Source organism: Streptomyces sp. NPDC018031 (genome assembly GCF_044327625.1).
In the GTDB taxonomy this organism is placed as follows: domain Bacteria; phylum Actinomycetota; class Actinomycetes; order Streptomycetales; family Streptomycetaceae; genus Streptomyces.
This window is the reverse complement of the sequence record NZ_JBIRFT010000012.1, coordinates 213327-228430: the sequence shown is the minus strand read 5'-3', so window position 1 is coordinate 228430 and position 15104 is coordinate 213327. Positions and strand designations below refer to the sequence as shown.

General features: G+C 75.8%; 10 protein-coding genes. 3 read left to right on the top strand and 7 right to left on the bottom strand.

Annotated elements, in window-relative coordinates:
• Positions 1 to 647: 647 nt before the first annotated feature.
• Positions 648 to 860: a hypothetical protein gene (locus ACH4B3_RS24760; protein WP_398466141.1), complete on the top strand. Its 213-nt coding sequence runs from the start codon at positions 648 to 650 to the stop codon at positions 858 to 860.
• Positions 861 to 895: 35 nt separating this feature from the next.
• Positions 896 to 2680 carry an aKG-HExxH-type peptide beta-hydroxylase gene (locus ACH4B3_RS24755; RefSeq protein ID WP_398466139.1) on the top strand — a complete coding sequence of 595 codons (1785 nt, stop codon included), beginning with the start codon at positions 896 to 898 and terminating at the stop codon, positions 2678 to 2680.
• 12 nt (positions 2681 to 2692) lie between these two features.
• On the opposite strand, the gene fxsT is transcribed toward ACH4B3_RS24755, so the two are convergent.
• The 5 genes from fxsT to ACH4B3_RS24730 form a co-directional block, all read right to left on the bottom strand.
• Positions 2693 to 7159, bottom strand: a complete 4467-nt coding sequence (fxsT, locus tag ACH4B3_RS24750; protein ID WP_398466137.1) for an FxSxx-COOH system tetratricopeptide repeat protein — start codon at positions 7157 to 7159, stop codon at positions 2693 to 2695.
• Positions 7156 to 8352 carry an AAA family ATPase gene (locus tag ACH4B3_RS24745; RefSeq protein WP_398466135.1) on the bottom strand — a complete coding sequence of 399 codons (1197 nt, stop codon included), beginning with the start codon at positions 8350 to 8352 and terminating at the stop codon, positions 7156 to 7158. Before ACH4B3_RS24745 ends, fxsT begins: the two co-directional genes overlap by 4 nt.
• Complete coding sequence (locus tag ACH4B3_RS24740; RefSeq protein ID WP_398466133.1) at positions 8349 to 9827, bottom strand: hypothetical protein; 1479 nt, start codon at positions 9825 to 9827, stop codon at positions 8349 to 8351. Before ACH4B3_RS24740 ends, ACH4B3_RS24745 begins: the two co-directional genes overlap by 4 nt.
• A 122-nt stretch (positions 9828 to 9949) precedes the next feature.
• Positions 9950 to 11134 (bottom strand): hypothetical protein, encoded by a 1185-nt coding sequence (locus ACH4B3_RS24735; protein ID WP_398466131.1) that lies wholly within the window; start codon positions 11132 to 11134, stop codon positions 9950 to 9952.
• Positions 11135 to 11223: 89 nt separating this feature from the next.
• A complete protein-coding gene (locus ACH4B3_RS24730; protein ID WP_398466129.1) occupies positions 11224 to 11769 on the bottom strand; it encodes a hypothetical protein in 546 nt (181 codons plus the stop codon).
• Positions 11770 to 11889: 120 nt separating this feature from the next.
• On the opposite strand from ACH4B3_RS24730, the gene ACH4B3_RS24725 reads away from it, so the two are divergent.
• Positions 11890 to 12378: a glutathione peroxidase gene (locus ACH4B3_RS24725; RefSeq protein WP_398466127.1), complete on the top strand. Its 489-nt coding sequence runs from the start codon at positions 11890 to 11892 to the stop codon at positions 12376 to 12378.
• Between the two features lie 14 nt (positions 12379 to 12392).
• On the opposite strand, the gene ACH4B3_RS24720 is transcribed toward ACH4B3_RS24725, so the two are convergent.
• Together ACH4B3_RS24720 and ACH4B3_RS24715 are read right to left on the bottom strand one after the other, a co-directional pair.
• Positions 12393 to 13487, bottom strand: a complete 1095-nt coding sequence (locus ACH4B3_RS24720; RefSeq protein WP_398466125.1) for a zinc-dependent alcohol dehydrogenase family protein — start codon at positions 13485 to 13487, stop codon at positions 12393 to 12395.
• Between the two features lie 808 nt (positions 13488 to 14295).
• Positions 14296 to 15087, bottom strand: a complete 792-nt coding sequence (locus ACH4B3_RS24715) for an SDR family NAD(P)-dependent oxidoreductase (protein ID WP_398466123.1) — start codon at positions 15085 to 15087, stop codon at positions 14296 to 14298.
• Positions 15088 to 15104: the final 17 nt, after the last annotated feature.

The following is a 15104-nucleotide window of genomic DNA, read 5'->3' as shown; positions in this document are numbered from 1 at the left end:
CCCTCGGGGGGGCGGCCGGCCGCCGGCCCCCCCCCGGGGGGGGGGGGGGGGGGGCCCCCCGCCGGGGGGGGGGGCCCCCCCGGGGGGGGCGGGGGGGCCCCCCCCCGCCCCCCCGACCGGAGCGCCCCGGCACCGGCGCGCGGCAGCCCCGGCGCGGTCGCCTGCCGTGCGCCCGGGCGACCACCCCCGGGCCGGTCCCGGGTCGGTGTCGCGACCGGTGCGGCCGGCGGACCCGCCGGCCGCCGCCACCGGCCGGGGGCATCCGCGTGCCCCGGCGGAGACCGCCCGGCCGGCCGGAGGATGCCGGCGGCCGCCCGCGGCCCGGCGCCCGGCCGGCGCCATCGCGGTCCGACGCCCGGTGCCGCCGACCGCCGCGGCGCCGGCACAGGAGCGAGGAGAACACCGCCGAGCAAACTGACTGAAAATCAATAATACGGGGCAACATTCCCGAATTGCCTGCCGGATGCGGGTCGGGAATTGCTCTATTTTCTTCTGGCAACCAGCCCCTGGCAATCCGGCGACCGCATAGGGCAATCCGGCCCCGCCGTCGCCGACTGGCCGTGTTCACCCTTTCGCAATCATTCTTGAGTGGGCCACTATGGAAGTCGCCTCACCGAGCCGGGACGCGCCTAAAGGGGGACGATGTCATGGAGCGAACGGCGGCCGACATCGAGACGGAGCTGGTGGACCTCTCGGCATCGACGCTCCACGACCTGGACCGCGACCGGACGCTCCACCCGGAGATCCAGCGGCTGCTCGACGCCGTCGTGTCCCAGCCGGTGGCCACGAACTCCTCGACGGACCAGGGCGGCGAGACGTGCCCGACGCGCACGTTCCGCCACCCCGGGCGCGGGTGGTGACGCCGGGCGCCGGCCCGCCGGGCGCCGCGGACCCCGTGACCGCCCACCACCGCGTCACCGCCGCCGACTTCCACGACCTGGCCCGCGGCAGCGGCGGCCCGGACACCGTCGCCGCGCTGGCGGCGGGACAGCGCTCGCGCTCCATGCTGCTCCTGCGCGGTCTGGTCGACCTGGCGGCGCGTCACCCGGCCCTGCCCGGCCCGCTGCCGCCCCCGGACGAGGCGTGGCGGCTGCTGCTGCGGGCCGAACGGCGCAGGGCCGCCACCGTGGACCGGATGCTGCTCCACCCCCAGGTCGGCGTCTGGCGCCACCGCTGCCTGCGCCGGCTCCGCGACCCCGGCACCGACGACACCCCGCTGTGGCAGGAAGCCGGGTACCTCCACGCGGTCGCCGCGTCGGCCGCCCTGCTCGCCGGGCTCGACTTCCGCATCGCGGTACCCGTCCGGGACGGTGCCGTGATGCTGCCCGCACTCGGCCTGGTGCGGCTGGACGGCCACCGCACCGACACCGCCGAGGTCCACCAGGACCCCTCCGGCCGCCGCGGCGTCACCGCCGGGCCGGTCCGGGTGCCGCTCCCGGACGAGCTCGGCCGGGACGCCCCGGGCTGGCGGGCGCTGCGCCGGCTGGCCGGCGACCACGCCGGCCACCGCTGCGCCCCGCTGCTGGACGACCTCGACCCCTACCGGCGCCTGCTGCGGCCCAGCCGCCCCGAACGCCTCGGCGAGGCCGAGGCCCGGCGGTGGCAGCGCGACTTCGCCCGGGCCTGGGCCCTCATCGCCGAACAGGACAACGTCGACCCCGGCGGCGTCGGCGCCTGCTGCACCTCCCTGGTGCCGGTCCGCCCGCCCGGCACCGGTCCCTTCAGCGCCTCCTCGCCCACCGCCTACGGCTGCGTCCTGCTGAGCCGGCCACCCGACGCCGCGGTGCTCGCCGCCTCCCTGATCCACGAGGCGCAGCACATCAAACTCAGCGCCCTGCTCGACCTGGTGCCGCTGATGCACGGCGGCTGGGCGGCGGTCCACTACGCGCCGTGGCGGGCCGACCCGCGCCCGTTGCGCGCCATCCTCCAGGGGGTCTACGCCTTCCTGGGCGTCACCGGGTTCTGGCAGTCCCGGCTGCACCGGGAGACCGACCCCGCCGCCCGGCGCACCGCGGCGCTGGAGTTCGCCCTGCGGCGGGCCCAGACCGCCCAGGGCCTCGGCACCCTGCGCGGCCACGCCGAACTCACCGTCCGGGGCCGCCGGTTCCTCGACGGGGTCGCCGAGCGGCTGGACGGCTGGCTCGCCGAACCGGTCCCCGAACCCGCCCGCCGCGCCGCCGAGGACCTGTGCACCGACCACCGGGTCCTGCACCGCCTGCACCACCGCCGGCCCGGCCGGCTGGAGCCCTGGGCCCGGGCCTGGCGCGCGGGGCTCGCGTCCCCCGGCCCGCCGGAAGCCGGCGCCCTGCACCCGGGCCCGTACCGGGAGGACACCCGTTCCGCCCTGGCCCGGCTGTGGGCCGGCGACCCCCGAGCGGCCGCCGCCCTGCGCGACCGCGCCGCCCGCACCGGCGACCTGCGGGCCCGGGCCGACGGGGACTGGGCCGCCCGGGACCCGGCCGGCGCGGCACGCGGCTACCGGGCGCGGCTAAAGCAGGCCCCCGACGACACCGCGGCCTGGGCCGGGCTGGCGCTCACCCTGCCCGAGGGCCCGGCCCGCCGGGCGCTGCGGGAGGTCCCCGAGACGGTGTACGCCCTGCACCGCACGCTGCGTGCCAACGGCACCGGCACCGGCCCGGACCCGGTGGCGCTCGCCGGATGGCTGTACGGCGCGGCCTGAGGGGCGTCCGGGTCAGAAGTTGTACACGTCAATGTCGATGTCGGCGCGGATGGCGCGGGCCGCGGCCAGCGTCACCGGATGGCTCTCCGTCAGCACCTCGCGCAGCTTCTCCAGCGCCTCGCCGTGCATCTCCTGCGCCGCCTGCCGCTCGCCCAGCGCCCGCAGGTCGGCGGCGAGGTTCACCGCGCAGAGCAAGGTGGTGGGGTGCCGTTCGCCCAGCCGCGCCCGGCAGCCGCGCAGCGTGTCGGTGTCCAGCGCCTGCGCCGTCTCGTACTCCGCCAGCGTGTAGTGGTCACCGGCGAGGTTGACCGCGGCGGCCAGCACCGACGGGTGATCGGCGCCCAGCCGCTCCCGGAGGACCGGCAGCGTCTGCTGGTTGAGGGCGAGCGCCGCCTCCGTCTCGCCCAGCAGCCGCAGCGTCACGGCCAGGTCGGCGGTGGCGCTCAGGGTCGCCGGGTGCCGGTCCCCGAGCAGCGTCCGCAGGCTCTCCACGCTCTCCTCGCCCACCTCCCGGGCGCCCGCGAGATCCGCGTTCTGCCGCAGGTCCAGCGAGTGGTTGAGCAGGGTGACCGCGATGTACAGATTGCGGTTGGCGTACCGCACCCGGTACCGGTCCAGCGCGTCCCGGGTCAGCTCCAGCGCGCCTTCGTAGTCGCCCGCCTTGCGCCGCGCCACCCCCAGGGTGCGCATCGCGAGGGTGTACAGCGGAGCGTTCTGCGGAACGTGCCGCCGCACCCCGGCGAAGGTCCGCTCCTGCATCGCCCGGGCGGCCAGGTACTCGCCGCCCTCCCGCACGTCGATGGAGAGGCTGGTCTCCAGCGCGAACCTGCTCAGCGAGTTCTCGCCGAGGATCAGCACCGCCGACTCCCGCGCCTCCTCGGTCAGCTCCCGGGCCTTGGCGAACTCCCCGACCGAGCGCAGCGAGAGGGCGTAGTCGCTGGCCGCGCCCACGGTGAACGGGTCCTCGTCCCCGAAGACCCGCACCGAGCGCTTCCAGCGGTCGTACTCCAGTTCCACCGACCGCTGGTAGTCGCCGCGCAGCCGGGTGTCGTTGGCCACCGAGGCGAACGCCGCGATGGTGTCCTCGTGATCGTCGCCCACCGTGCTCCGCAGCAGCTCCAGGGTGCGCGCGTTGAGCTCCTGGGCCTGCTCGAAGTCGCCCAGGGCGGTGAGCGCGTTGGCGACGGTACGGGCCACCGCCACCGTCTCCGGGCTGTCCTCGCCCAGGGTCTCCCGCCAGGTCTCCAGCACCTGCTTGCCGAAGTCGAGCGCCCCCTCGTGGTCCCCCCACACGTACAGGAAGCGGATGGTGTTGCGGACCGTCTGCCGCACCCACTTGTCGTCGCACTCCGTCGCCCGCGACGCCCGGACGTGCGACAGCAGGTCGGCGTAGCGCGGCCAGTTGCGGACCGTCACCTCGTTGGGATCGCCGTGCGCGAGCAGCAGATGCGCGCTGTGCCGCATGTCCGCCTGCTGCTGCGGGGACATCTGGCCGATCAGCACCGCCTGCACCAACCGGTGCATCTCGATCGTGTTGCTCTGGTGATTGATCTTGATCAGCGCGTAGCGGCCGATCTCCCGGATCGCGTGGCCCAGCTTGATCGGGTCCTGCAGCACCGCGGCCAGCTCGGGCGACAGCGAGACGCCCCGGACGTTGGAGAACAGCCGCCGGGAGATCGGCTCCGGCGCGAAGAAGGAGCACACCCACAGCAGCTGGAGCGCGCCGGGGTGATGCTCCGCCAGTCGGCGCAGCGACATGTTCCAGGCCGCCGCGACCGGCTCGGGGTAGTCCACCGGCACCCCGGCGGCGAGCAGCTCGCTGCGGCGCGAACTGACGTCGGCCCGCTCGTCCTCGAAGATCTGCAGGTACTCGTCGACCGGCATCCCGGTCTCGGTCAGCCAGGCGGCCGCCTGCTCGATCGCCAGCGGCAGGTCGCCCAGCGCCTGCGCCACCCGGTCGGCCTGGTCCCGCGGCAGTTCGGGGCCGCGCCGGCGCAGCAGCTCGACACTCTCCGCACGCTCGAAGACGTCCACCTCCACGGTGCGCGCCGCGCGGGACCACTGGGCGTTCCGGGAGGTGACGAGGATGCGTCCGGGACCGCCGGCGGGGAAGTACTGCCGGACCGTCTCCAGGTCCTCCGCGTTGTCGAACACCAGCAGCCAGTCCTTGCAGGGCCGGCCGGTGCGCAGCGCGTCGAGCACCCGCGGCACCGCGACGTTCGACTCGTGGCCGGTCTCCAGCCCCAGGCTCTCCGCCAGCTCCACCAGGGCGTTGCGGATCTGCTCGTCCCGCTCGGCGGCGATCCAGCACACCACGTCGTAGTCGGCGGCGTGCTGGTGCACGTACTCCAGCGCGATCTGCGACTTGCCCACCCCGCCCAGCCCGTGCAGCGCCTCCGGCAGCACGGCCGCCGTCCCCTCGCTGCTCAGCCGTTCGTGGAGGGCGTCCAGCAGCGCCTGCCGCCCGGTGAAGTTGTTGTTGCGGGGCGGTACGTTGCCCCAGATGGCCGGGGGGTCACCGGCACGGCGCTCGTCCACGGCGGGCAGGGACCGGGCAGCGGTCGCGGACACGGAACTTCCTCTCGGATACGGGCCGTCCGCCGCCCGCCCACCGCGCGCCGGCGCGGCTGGTGAATCGACGGCAGGGGACAGCTGGTTCGGCGATGAGTCGGTCACGGCAACCGCCTCGTTCTCCCTGGGGAAGTCTTCAACTCGGCCGAAGCCGCTTTCGTCACGCGCCTGGGGCGGCCCTTCGTCCGACCGGACCAGCGCCCGGTGGGCGGCGACCCGGGCCCGCAGCGTCCGGGCCCCCTCCCGGTAGGGCCCGGACAGCGCCTCGTAGACCTGCTCCTGGACCCGCAGGTACGGCAGCAGCCGCTCGGTGGTCTCGGGGAGCTCGTGGAAGGGCATCGCGGCCGGCTTGCCGAGCGAGTCCCGCAGCACGTGCAGCGGCTGCCAGCTGCGGCCCAGCCGATCCAGCACGCTGTGCAGGACGTACAGCGACTCGTCCCGCAGGCCGGCCGAGAGCAGCAGCTCGCGGACCCCGGTGTGGAACTCGTACCCGATGCCCGTCTCGTCCAGCGGATCGCCCACCGTGCGCAGCAGCCCGCCCACCAGGATCTCGGCCAGATCGCCCGGCGCGGCGTCCGGCTCGTCCATGGTGCGCTGCACGAACTCCATCACCGGGATGTTCAGCGGGGCCGCCGCCAGCCGGGCCGCCAGCCGGAAGGCGCTCGGGGAGGCCGAGGCGCGGAACCGGAACACCCGGTCCTGCGCCGACGGCTCGGGACCGGGTGGTGCGGCGTCGACCGGCACGCCGGGCAGCAGCGCCAGCGTGTCCCGGCCGCGCGGCGAGGGCTGGGTGGCCAGCAGCGCCCAGCGGTGCAGCCACCCCGCGTCGACCTCCAGCACCGGCACCGGTGGCCGGTCACCGGGCCACCGGCCGCCCTCGGCACGGGTCCAGCTGCCGTTCGGGGCGCCGGCGTGCGGCACCCGCACCCGGACCCGCTCGGGGGCCACCGCGGTGGTGTGCCATCTGCTCTGGGAGAGCACATGGAGGATGGCGACGGTGGCACGGCCCGCCCAGCGGGCGACCGCGCGCCGGGCGGAGCCGTCGCCCCAGGCCGTGCCGACGCCGTCGGTGAGCACCAGCACCGCGCGCCTGCCGCGCGGCCCGATGCCGTCCACCGGCGACGGCCCGCCGGCCGGCCGCCGCCCCGGGCGCGCGCCGGCCTGCTCCGGCTCCCAGGGCTGGTCGCTGCTGAGGTGGTGGGTCCGCACGGTGCGGAACGCCCCGGTGCGCTCCAGCACCGTCGCCAGCTGCCGGGCCGTGCGCCGCCAGACCACCATCGAGCTGCCGCGGTCCACCACCAGCACCGCGTCCATCCAGCGCTCGCGGACCGGGGTCCGGACCGGCAGCCACAGCTTCTCCCGGGCCGCGCGCTCCGCGGTCGCCTCTTCGTCGATCTCCTCCTCGACGGCGGACGCCACGGTGCGCCGGAACGGCCGCAGGGCCCGGCTCAGCGCCCGCTCGGTGGTCACCGGGGTGGAGCCGCGGTGCCCGTGGCCGGGCGACGGGCCGGTGAGAGCCACGGCCGCGGCGCCGGCCGGGTCCACCGGGCCGGTGGCCGGGGCGAGATGGACCGTCCAGGGCTCGGACGGCGGGAGGAGGGGGTCCGCCGGGTGCGGGCCGGCCGGATCACCGGATGCGGGCCGGCCGGGGCCGGGCGGCCGGGCCGGCGAGGGGCCGGCGGCGGTCCCGGCGGGTGCCTCGCCGGGCGCCTCGGCGGCGGGTTCGCCGGGCGGGTCCGGCAGCGGTTGCCCGGCGGGCGGTTCCGGGGTGCCCGGAGCGGTCCCCGGCCGGGCGGCCGCGGCGCGGTCCCCGGCGTCGCACACCGCCAGCCAGAGGGCGTCGGCGACCTGCCGCCAGTCCAGGTCCGGGGAGCCCGGGGCGGCCCGGTCGCTGGGGTCCTGTGTCATGTCGAGCCTGCTGCATCCAGCCGGTGCCAGACGGCGTGCAGTAGCTCCTCCCACTCGGACCCGGGGCGGTAGGCGTGGGAGGTGGCCAGGTACACCGCGTTCAGCAGCTGATCGGCCGCCAGCCCGCCCTCCCGCCGGGAGCGTTCGACGAACATCTCGACGAGTTCGCGGGTGCGCGGGTCCTCGGCGTCACCCAGGTGCGCGGCGACGATCGCCGCCAGCCGGTCGGCGTCCGGGTCCGGCAGCCGCAGCTCCAGACAGCGGCGCAGAAAGGCCGGCGGGAACTCCCGCTCGCCGTTGCTGGTGATGACGACGATGGGGAAGGCCCGGCAGCGCACCCGGCCGGCGGCGACGACCGCACTGCGCTCCGGGTCGTCGGTGAGGACCTCGACGGCCGGCCGGCGTTTCCGTAACCGGACCAGTTCGGGAATGGAGAATTCGCCGGCCTCGAATATGTCGAGCAGATCGTTGGGCAGATCGATGTCGCACTTGTCGAATTCATCGATGAGCAACACCCGGGGGAGCCGGTGCGGCAGCATCGCGGTGCCCAGCGGGCCGAGCTGGAGGAAATCCCCGATGTCCGCCGGCGCCGGGCCCGGCTCCCCGCCGCCGGGCCCGGCGGCGGCCGCGGCGTGCACCCGGCCCACCGCGTCGTAGCCGTAGAGCCCCGATCGCAGGGTGGTGCGCGTGGTGATCGGCCAGCGCAGCACCCGGCCCAGCCCCAGCTCCCGGCTGATCCGGTACGCCAGGGTGGACTTGCCGGTGCCCGGGCGGCCGGTCACCAGCAGCGGACGCCGTAACAGGATCGCGGCGTTGACCCGGTCGGCCTCCTCCGCCCCGGCCCGCAGCCCCAGGGGCGCCGAGCCCAGCCGGCGGGCGGCGTCCCGGGCGTCCTCGGGCGGTGCCGGCGGCTCGGTGCGCGGGTCTCCCGGCTCCGCCGCCGCTCCTCCGCTTCCGGCCCCGCCACCGGTCGCCGGATCGCTGTCCACCATGCGGCCGGACTCACCGTCGAAGGACCGCCAGGGCGGCGGCGGGGGCAGGATGTCCTCCAGCCGCACGTCGCGCAGCGGCCGGCCGGTGCCCTGGTAGATCCACCAGGACCGGGGGATGCCGTCCGGCGGGGCGCTGTCCGCGGAGGCAGGTTCGCCGCCGGTACGGCCGCTGGTCACCCGTGCAGGAGTCGCGTCGCTCATCGGCTGCCCCCCTCGTCCGGCCCCGCCAGCTGTTCGTGCGCCTCCACAGGTCTGGTGGGATCATCCCAGACGAGCACCACATGGCGCCCGAGGTGCTGCTCCCGCACTGCCGAGTCCACCGTATGCGCTGCCACCCGTAACTTTGTCACGCCTTCACGGAGCCGTGCCAGGCTTCCACCTGGGTCGGTGGGTAATTGTCCGAATTCTTCGAGCAGTTCATCGCTGCGGGAGTTACGGCCGTCCCAGATGACCACCGGAATGCCCGCGGTCCACGCCGCCCGCGCCTGGTACCCACCGCGCACCGTGCTGCCGGGCGGCGCGTCCAGCACCAGCGACACCACGCCCGGGTCGGCCAGCAACTCGGCGATCAGCGCCTCCGGTTCGCCGGTCACCGAACTCTCCGGGGCGGACCCGTTGACGATGAGTCCGCGGCAGTACTCCGGTTCGCCGTCCATCATCCGCCAGCGGCCGAGCCACCAGCGGCGCCACAGCCGGTTGCGGCTGCGCTCCAGGCTGCGGACCACCACCGGGTAGGCCATGCCCAGCGTCATCGGCACGGCGGTGTCCACCTCGCGGTGCCACCGGTGCACCGGCAGGTTGAGGTCGTCGGCGCCCAGCAGGAACTCCAGGTGGATGTCGCGGGCGTCCTTGGCCCACTCCTCCTCCGCCTCGTGCACCAGCCGCCGCACGGCCCGCTCCGCGGTCGCCCGCGTCACGTACTCGCTGGCGCCGGCCACCGGCCGCCACTCGTCGGGGTCGTACTGCCGAAACGAGGTCAGCAGGTACCGGCCGGGCTCGTCCTGCGGCAGCAGCCGCACGACCAGGTAGGCGTCGAACGGCTCGCCGGGCGCCCGGTGCACCACCAGGTGCCGCAGCGAGCGCAGTGCGGAGGTGAGCGACATCGCCGCCGCCTGCTCGTCCGCCCACGCGCGTAGCGCGCCGGCCTGTTCGTACGGGGCCTCCGCGGCCAGCCGTTCGACGAAGCACAGACTGGGCGGGAGCCCGCCCGGTTCCGCGTTCATCCGGCTTAGTTCCACGAACGCCTGCCAGGGGTCGGTGACCCGGGGCGCGGCCTGGAACCGCGAGACCGACTCCCGGCAGATCTGCGCCAGCCGCTTGACCTGCAAGCCGGATAGCAGCGCCCGCAGCCGGTCGGTGGCGGGCGCCGCGAGCGCGGGACGGGCGGTCAGCCGCTCCACCACCGCGTCGAAGGGCTCCATCACGCTCGCACTGCCGACGCAGGTGAACAGCACCGCCCGCACCGCTTCCAGGACCCGTTCGCTGCGCAGGCACGCCGGGGCCAGTTCCAGCAGGAAGTAGTCGGCCACCCGGTGGTCCTGCACCGGCAGCGGCGCGTCACCCAGTTCCAGCCGGAGCAGGTCCAGGAAGATCGTCCGGCCGGCGGGGTCCATCAGCACCCGGAACTCCCGCAGGACCGCCACGAGTTCCTGGACCGGTCCCAGGCCCTCCGCCATGCCGCACCCCCCTGTCCCCCCACCGGTCCCGGCAACCGGCGTCCCCGTCGGGGTCTTCGCCGCCGCGCGCACCGCCGTAGCCCCGGACACGTGGTTATGCCCGCACCGCCCCCGGTGACACCTCACCCCAGACCGAGGTCGGCGACCCGGCCGCGCAGCGCCGCCGTCGCCGGCGCGTCCGGCGCGAGCGCCGCGACCACCTCCAGCAGGTCGCCCCACGCGCCGTACTCCTCGCAGGTGCGCAGCAGGGAGAGGGCCTCCGGGCGGCTGGCCGACTGCCGGCTGACCGCGCCGCCCAGCACGGGGAGTTCGTCGAGCAGCTGCTGCCAGCGGGCGGGGGCCGCCAGGCCGGGCACCGCCAGCAGCAGGTCGGTCAGCGCGCTCAGCTCCCGGATGGTCAGCCGGTGGCGGCCGCCGGCCGGCCGGGGTGCCGCCGCCACCGCCGGGGGCGGCGCCGCGCCCGGCCCGCCGGGTCCGCCGCGGCCGGCGGGCCCGTCCGGCGGGACGGAGCCCGCGGCCGCCGCCCCGCCGGCCGCCTGCCCGCCGGACGGCAGCCGGCTGATGAGCTCGAAGGCGAAGGCCGCGGCGTGCCGGGAGGCCAGCGGCTGCCAGTGGTCGTCGTGGTCCTCGCTCTTGTCCCCCAGCAGGTCGGAGATGCCGCGGATCACCAGTGCCTCGGCGCGCCGGTCCAGATGCGCCCCGGTGAGGAAGCCGAACCCCTCCATGTCGACCGCGACCGCGTCGCCCGCCCCCAGCGCCAGCCTCCGCCCGGTCCGCGAGCGCTCGTGGGCCACCACCCGCCCGCCCGCCGCGATCGGCTTCACCAGCGCGCGGGGTTGCTCCCCGGCGGAGCCGCCGATCCGCCGCCGCCAGTCGTCCGCGGCGGCCACCAGCCGGGCCAGCTGCACCAGCCCGTACGCCGCGTGATGGGTCTTCATGCGCGGCCGGAAGCCCCGCTCGGTGTCCTTGCCGGTCTCGTAGTCGTACACCGACTCGGCCGCCACCACATCACCCAGCGCCACGTCCTTGACCCCGCCCGCGACCCCCACGAAGAGCACCGCGCGCGGTGCGAACAGGCCGATGGCGCGGTCGGCGGTCACCGCGGCGGCGGGATTGCCCGGCCCGGTCATGTGCAGCGCGACCGGACGCTCCGAGGCGCCGTCGCGGAACGTCCCCACCTCGAACAGCGACCCGCGTTCGGGCGCGAGCGTCCGCGGCCGGTGCAGATGCGCGCGCACCGCCCGGTACTCGACCTCCAGCGCGGTGAGGACGACGACGTCCGCCCGCCCGGCACCGGACCACTCCACGGCCTCCCCCTTCCGCCGGCAGCACCTCGGCGCCGTCCAATGGTGCGGCACCGCCCGCCCGGGAGTCGATGCCCGCGACCGGGCGGGGCTCACGGCCGGCGCAGATCCGCGTACCGCGCGATCTGCGCGCCGAGCACGGCGATCAGCGCGGACTCCACGAGCGAGACGGTGAGCAGGACCGCGGTGACCGGCCCGTACGACCAGTACACGACCAGCGCGGCCAGCGGCGCCGCGCAGAAGATGAGCAGGTCCACGCCGAGTTGCAGACGCTTGCGGGACACCCGGCGCCGGTCGCTGCGGTGCGCGGTCTCCCAGCCGAACACCCGGCTGTGGGTGGGGACCAGCGCGGTCAGCCGCGGGTCCAGCTCCTCCCGGATGTAGCGGCCGATCGCCGAGATCTTCTCGTCGTTGACCAGATAGGTCCACCCCAGGAACACCGACGCGGGCGGCAGCAGCAACAGCAGTTCCACATGGCCGGACTTCTGCAGGGTGAAGGTGATGATCGCCGCCATGGACGCGAGCGTGGCGTACAGCAGGTTGTCGCGGAACCCGATCCGTGCCCGCTGCTCCTCCTTGACCTGCTCGTACTCGACGACGAGCAGTCTGCCGGCCAGGGTGTCCTCGTCGCCCGCCACACATCCCCCTGAGAACCGATGGCGTTCCGAACACGGGTGAACACATGATGTTACCGGTGAGGGGCGAACCTGCGGAGTGGTTGACTGGGGGCATTCCGAATCCACCGAAGGGGTTCCGCCATGAGCCTGTACGACATCCCGCTGCGCACGCTGTCCGGTGAGCCGACCACGCTGGGAGAGCACCGGGGCACGACGCTGCTGCTGGTCAACGTGGCGTCCAAGTGCGGGCTGACCCCGCAGTACGAGGGTCTGGAGCGGCTCCAGCAGCGCTACGCCGAGCGCGGTTTCACCGTGCTGGGCTTCCCCTGCAACCAGTTCGCGGGCCAGGAGCCCGGCACCAGCGAGGAGATCCGGACCTTCTGCTCGACCACCTATGGCGTGACCTTCCCGCTGCTGGAGAAGATCGACGTCAACGGCGAGCAGCGGCACCCGCTCTACGCGGAGCTGACCCGGACCCCGGACGCGGCGGGCGAGGCCGGCGATGTGCAGTGGAACTTCGAGAAGTTCCTGGTCTCGCCCGGCGGCGAGGTGGTCGGCCGGTTCCGCCCGCGCACCGAGCCCGAGGCGCCGGAACTGGTCGCGGCGATCGAGGCCCGGCTGTCCGCCTGACCGGGCCGGCGGCCCTACCGGCCGCCGCTCCCGGGGCCGGTGGGGCCGGCGGGGCGGGGCCGGTGGGGCTCGACGACCGTGACACCGGTTCTGAGGCGGCCCCTGGTCCCCATGGCGATCAGCGCCTCGGGCGCCTCCTCCAGCCCGATGGTGTGGGTCACCAGCAGATCCGGGCGCAGCCTGCCGGCCTTGACCATCTCCATCATCGGCGCGTAGGCGTGCGCCGCCATGCCGTGGCTGCCGAGCAGCTGGAGTTCCAGGGCGACCACCCGGCCCATCGGCAGCATCGGGTTGCCGGCGGCCGGGGGGAGCAGCCCGACCTGCACATGACGCCCGTGCCGGCGCAGGCTGTTGATGGAGGCGGCACAGGTGCGCGGGCTGCCGAGGGCGTCGAGGGAGAGGTGGGCGCCGCCCCCGGTGGTGTCCAGCACCGCCTCGGCCACCGACCCCAGCAGCGAGGAGGCGTCGATACAGGTCGCCGCGCCGAACCGGCGGGCCAGCTCCAGGGCGCGCGGCGCTATGTCGACGGCGACGACCCGGGCCCCGGCGGCCGCCGCGATCATCACGGCGGAGAGCCCGACGCCGCCGCAGCCGTAGACCGCGACCCACTCGCCCGGCGCGACCCTGCCCTGCGCCACCACGGCGCGGAACGCGGTCGCGAACCGGCAGCCCAGGCCCGCCGCCGTGGTGAAGGGCAGCTCGTCGCGGATACCGACGAGATTGATGTCCGCGTTCTCCACCGGGACGTACTCGGCGAACGACCCCCAGTGGGTGAAACCGGGCTGCGTCTGGCGCTCGCAGACCTGCTGGGAGCCCTCCGCGCACGCCCCGCACCGGCCGCAGGCGCAGACGAACGGCACGGTGACCCGTTGCCCGGGGCGCCAGTTGGCGACGTCCGGCCCCACCGCGGCGACCACTCCGGCGAGTTCATGGCCGGGTACGTGCGGCAGCCGGATGTTGGGGTCGTGCCCCATCCACCCGTGCCAGTCGCTGCGGCACACACCGGTGGCCTCGACGCGGATGACCGCGCCACCGCGCGTCGGTGTCGGGTCCTCGACCTCCCGGACCTCAGGCTTCCGCCCGAACGCATCGATGACCACCGCACGCATGGGCCCGCTCCCTCGCTCGTCAAGGCCGGTCGACCGACGGCGGCCCGGTACCGGCCGGATGCCTGGGACGACGGGCCGGGCCGGCCGCTGGTCCCGGGTGCCGCCAGGGGCGACGGTCTCCCGGACCCGTCCTGTCCGACGCACATTCTTGCCATTGCACGGCGCACCGCGGGCACCCCCTCGTGCCGTCCCCGCAGGGCACGGTGGCGGTCGGCGCCCGGCACGCCGCGTGCGGTACGCCCCCCCTGGCGGGGGCCGTCGACTCCGACCGCGGACCGGGAACGCGCGGACATCGCGCCCTCCTCCCCGGCGCTGCACCGAGGCGGCGGGGCGGATGCCGGCCCCGACGACGTCCCCAGGTCGTCAGTACCGTCATACCGCCCGGCCAGGCGGTGAAAACGGCTCCGGCGGGCCGGACCGGAAACGCCCCCGCGCGGGCCTGTCCAATCAGGACATCCGGACGGAACGATTCACCCCGCGCGCCCGCCACCCGGGGCCGGCCGGCCGCGGGCGGCCCGGCCGGTGCCCGCCGAGGACCCGGCCCGCCCGCCCGGTGCCCGCCCGGTGCCCGCGCGGCCGCCCGGCGGACCGGACCCGATGCGGCCGGATCCCGGCGGCGCCGGCAGGCGGGACTGGCACCCTGCGCCCCGGTACTGGTATGGGGGCGGCCCGGCCGCCACGGGTGGCGCGGCACCCGCGCCACCCGTGCCGGACCCCGGTCGCGCGGCGCGCCCACCTCCGGCCCGGCCGCGCTCCGTCCCCCGGAGCCACGCCCGGGCCCCGGCGTGGCGGCCCGGTGCGGGCCCGCTCAGCGCTTGGTGCGCTGCCCCTCGGCCAGCCGGTGCAGCGATCCGTCCCGGACGGCCCGGCGCTGCACGGACGCCGCCAGCCCGGGGAAGAGGCCCCCGATGGCGGTGCCGAGCCGCAACTCCGGCGGGGCGATGTTGACCTCGGCCCGGTTCCGCTCCACCGCGCGCAGCGTCGCCGCCGCGACCTGCCCGGCCGAGACGGTGCGGGCGCCGGCCGGCGGGGCCGCGCCGGAGTCGGCGAACATCCCGGCGTCCCGCACGAAACCCGGCTGCACGATGGACACCCCGACGCCGGTGCCGTGCAGATCCTGGCGCAGGCCGTGCGCGAAGCCCCGCAGGCCGAACTTGGCCGCGTTGTACAGCGACGCGGCCGGCGAGGCGGTCCGCCCGGAGAGGGAACCGATCATCACCAGGTGCCCGCGCCGCGCCTCCACCATCCGGGGCGCCAGCAGCCGGGCGAGCATGATCGGCGCCCGCAGGTTCACCTCCAGCGCCCGGTCGAGCTGCTCGGCGGAGTAGTCCAGCACCTCACCGCTGGAGGGGAGCGCGGCATTGGCGACGAGGATGTCCACGTCCGCGGCCTCCCCGGCGAGGCGCTCGACGTCGTCCCGGTCGGACAGGTCGGCGACCGTGGCCCGCGCGCCCAGCGAGCCGGCCAGCGACTCCAGCACGTCCCGGCGGCGGCCGGTGAGCAGCAGCGAGGCCCCCCGGGCCGCGAACGCCCGGGCGAGGGTCCGGCCGAGGCCGCCGGTGGCGCCGGTGATCAGGACGGTGGAGCCGGAGATTCTCATGTGATCCACACCTACTG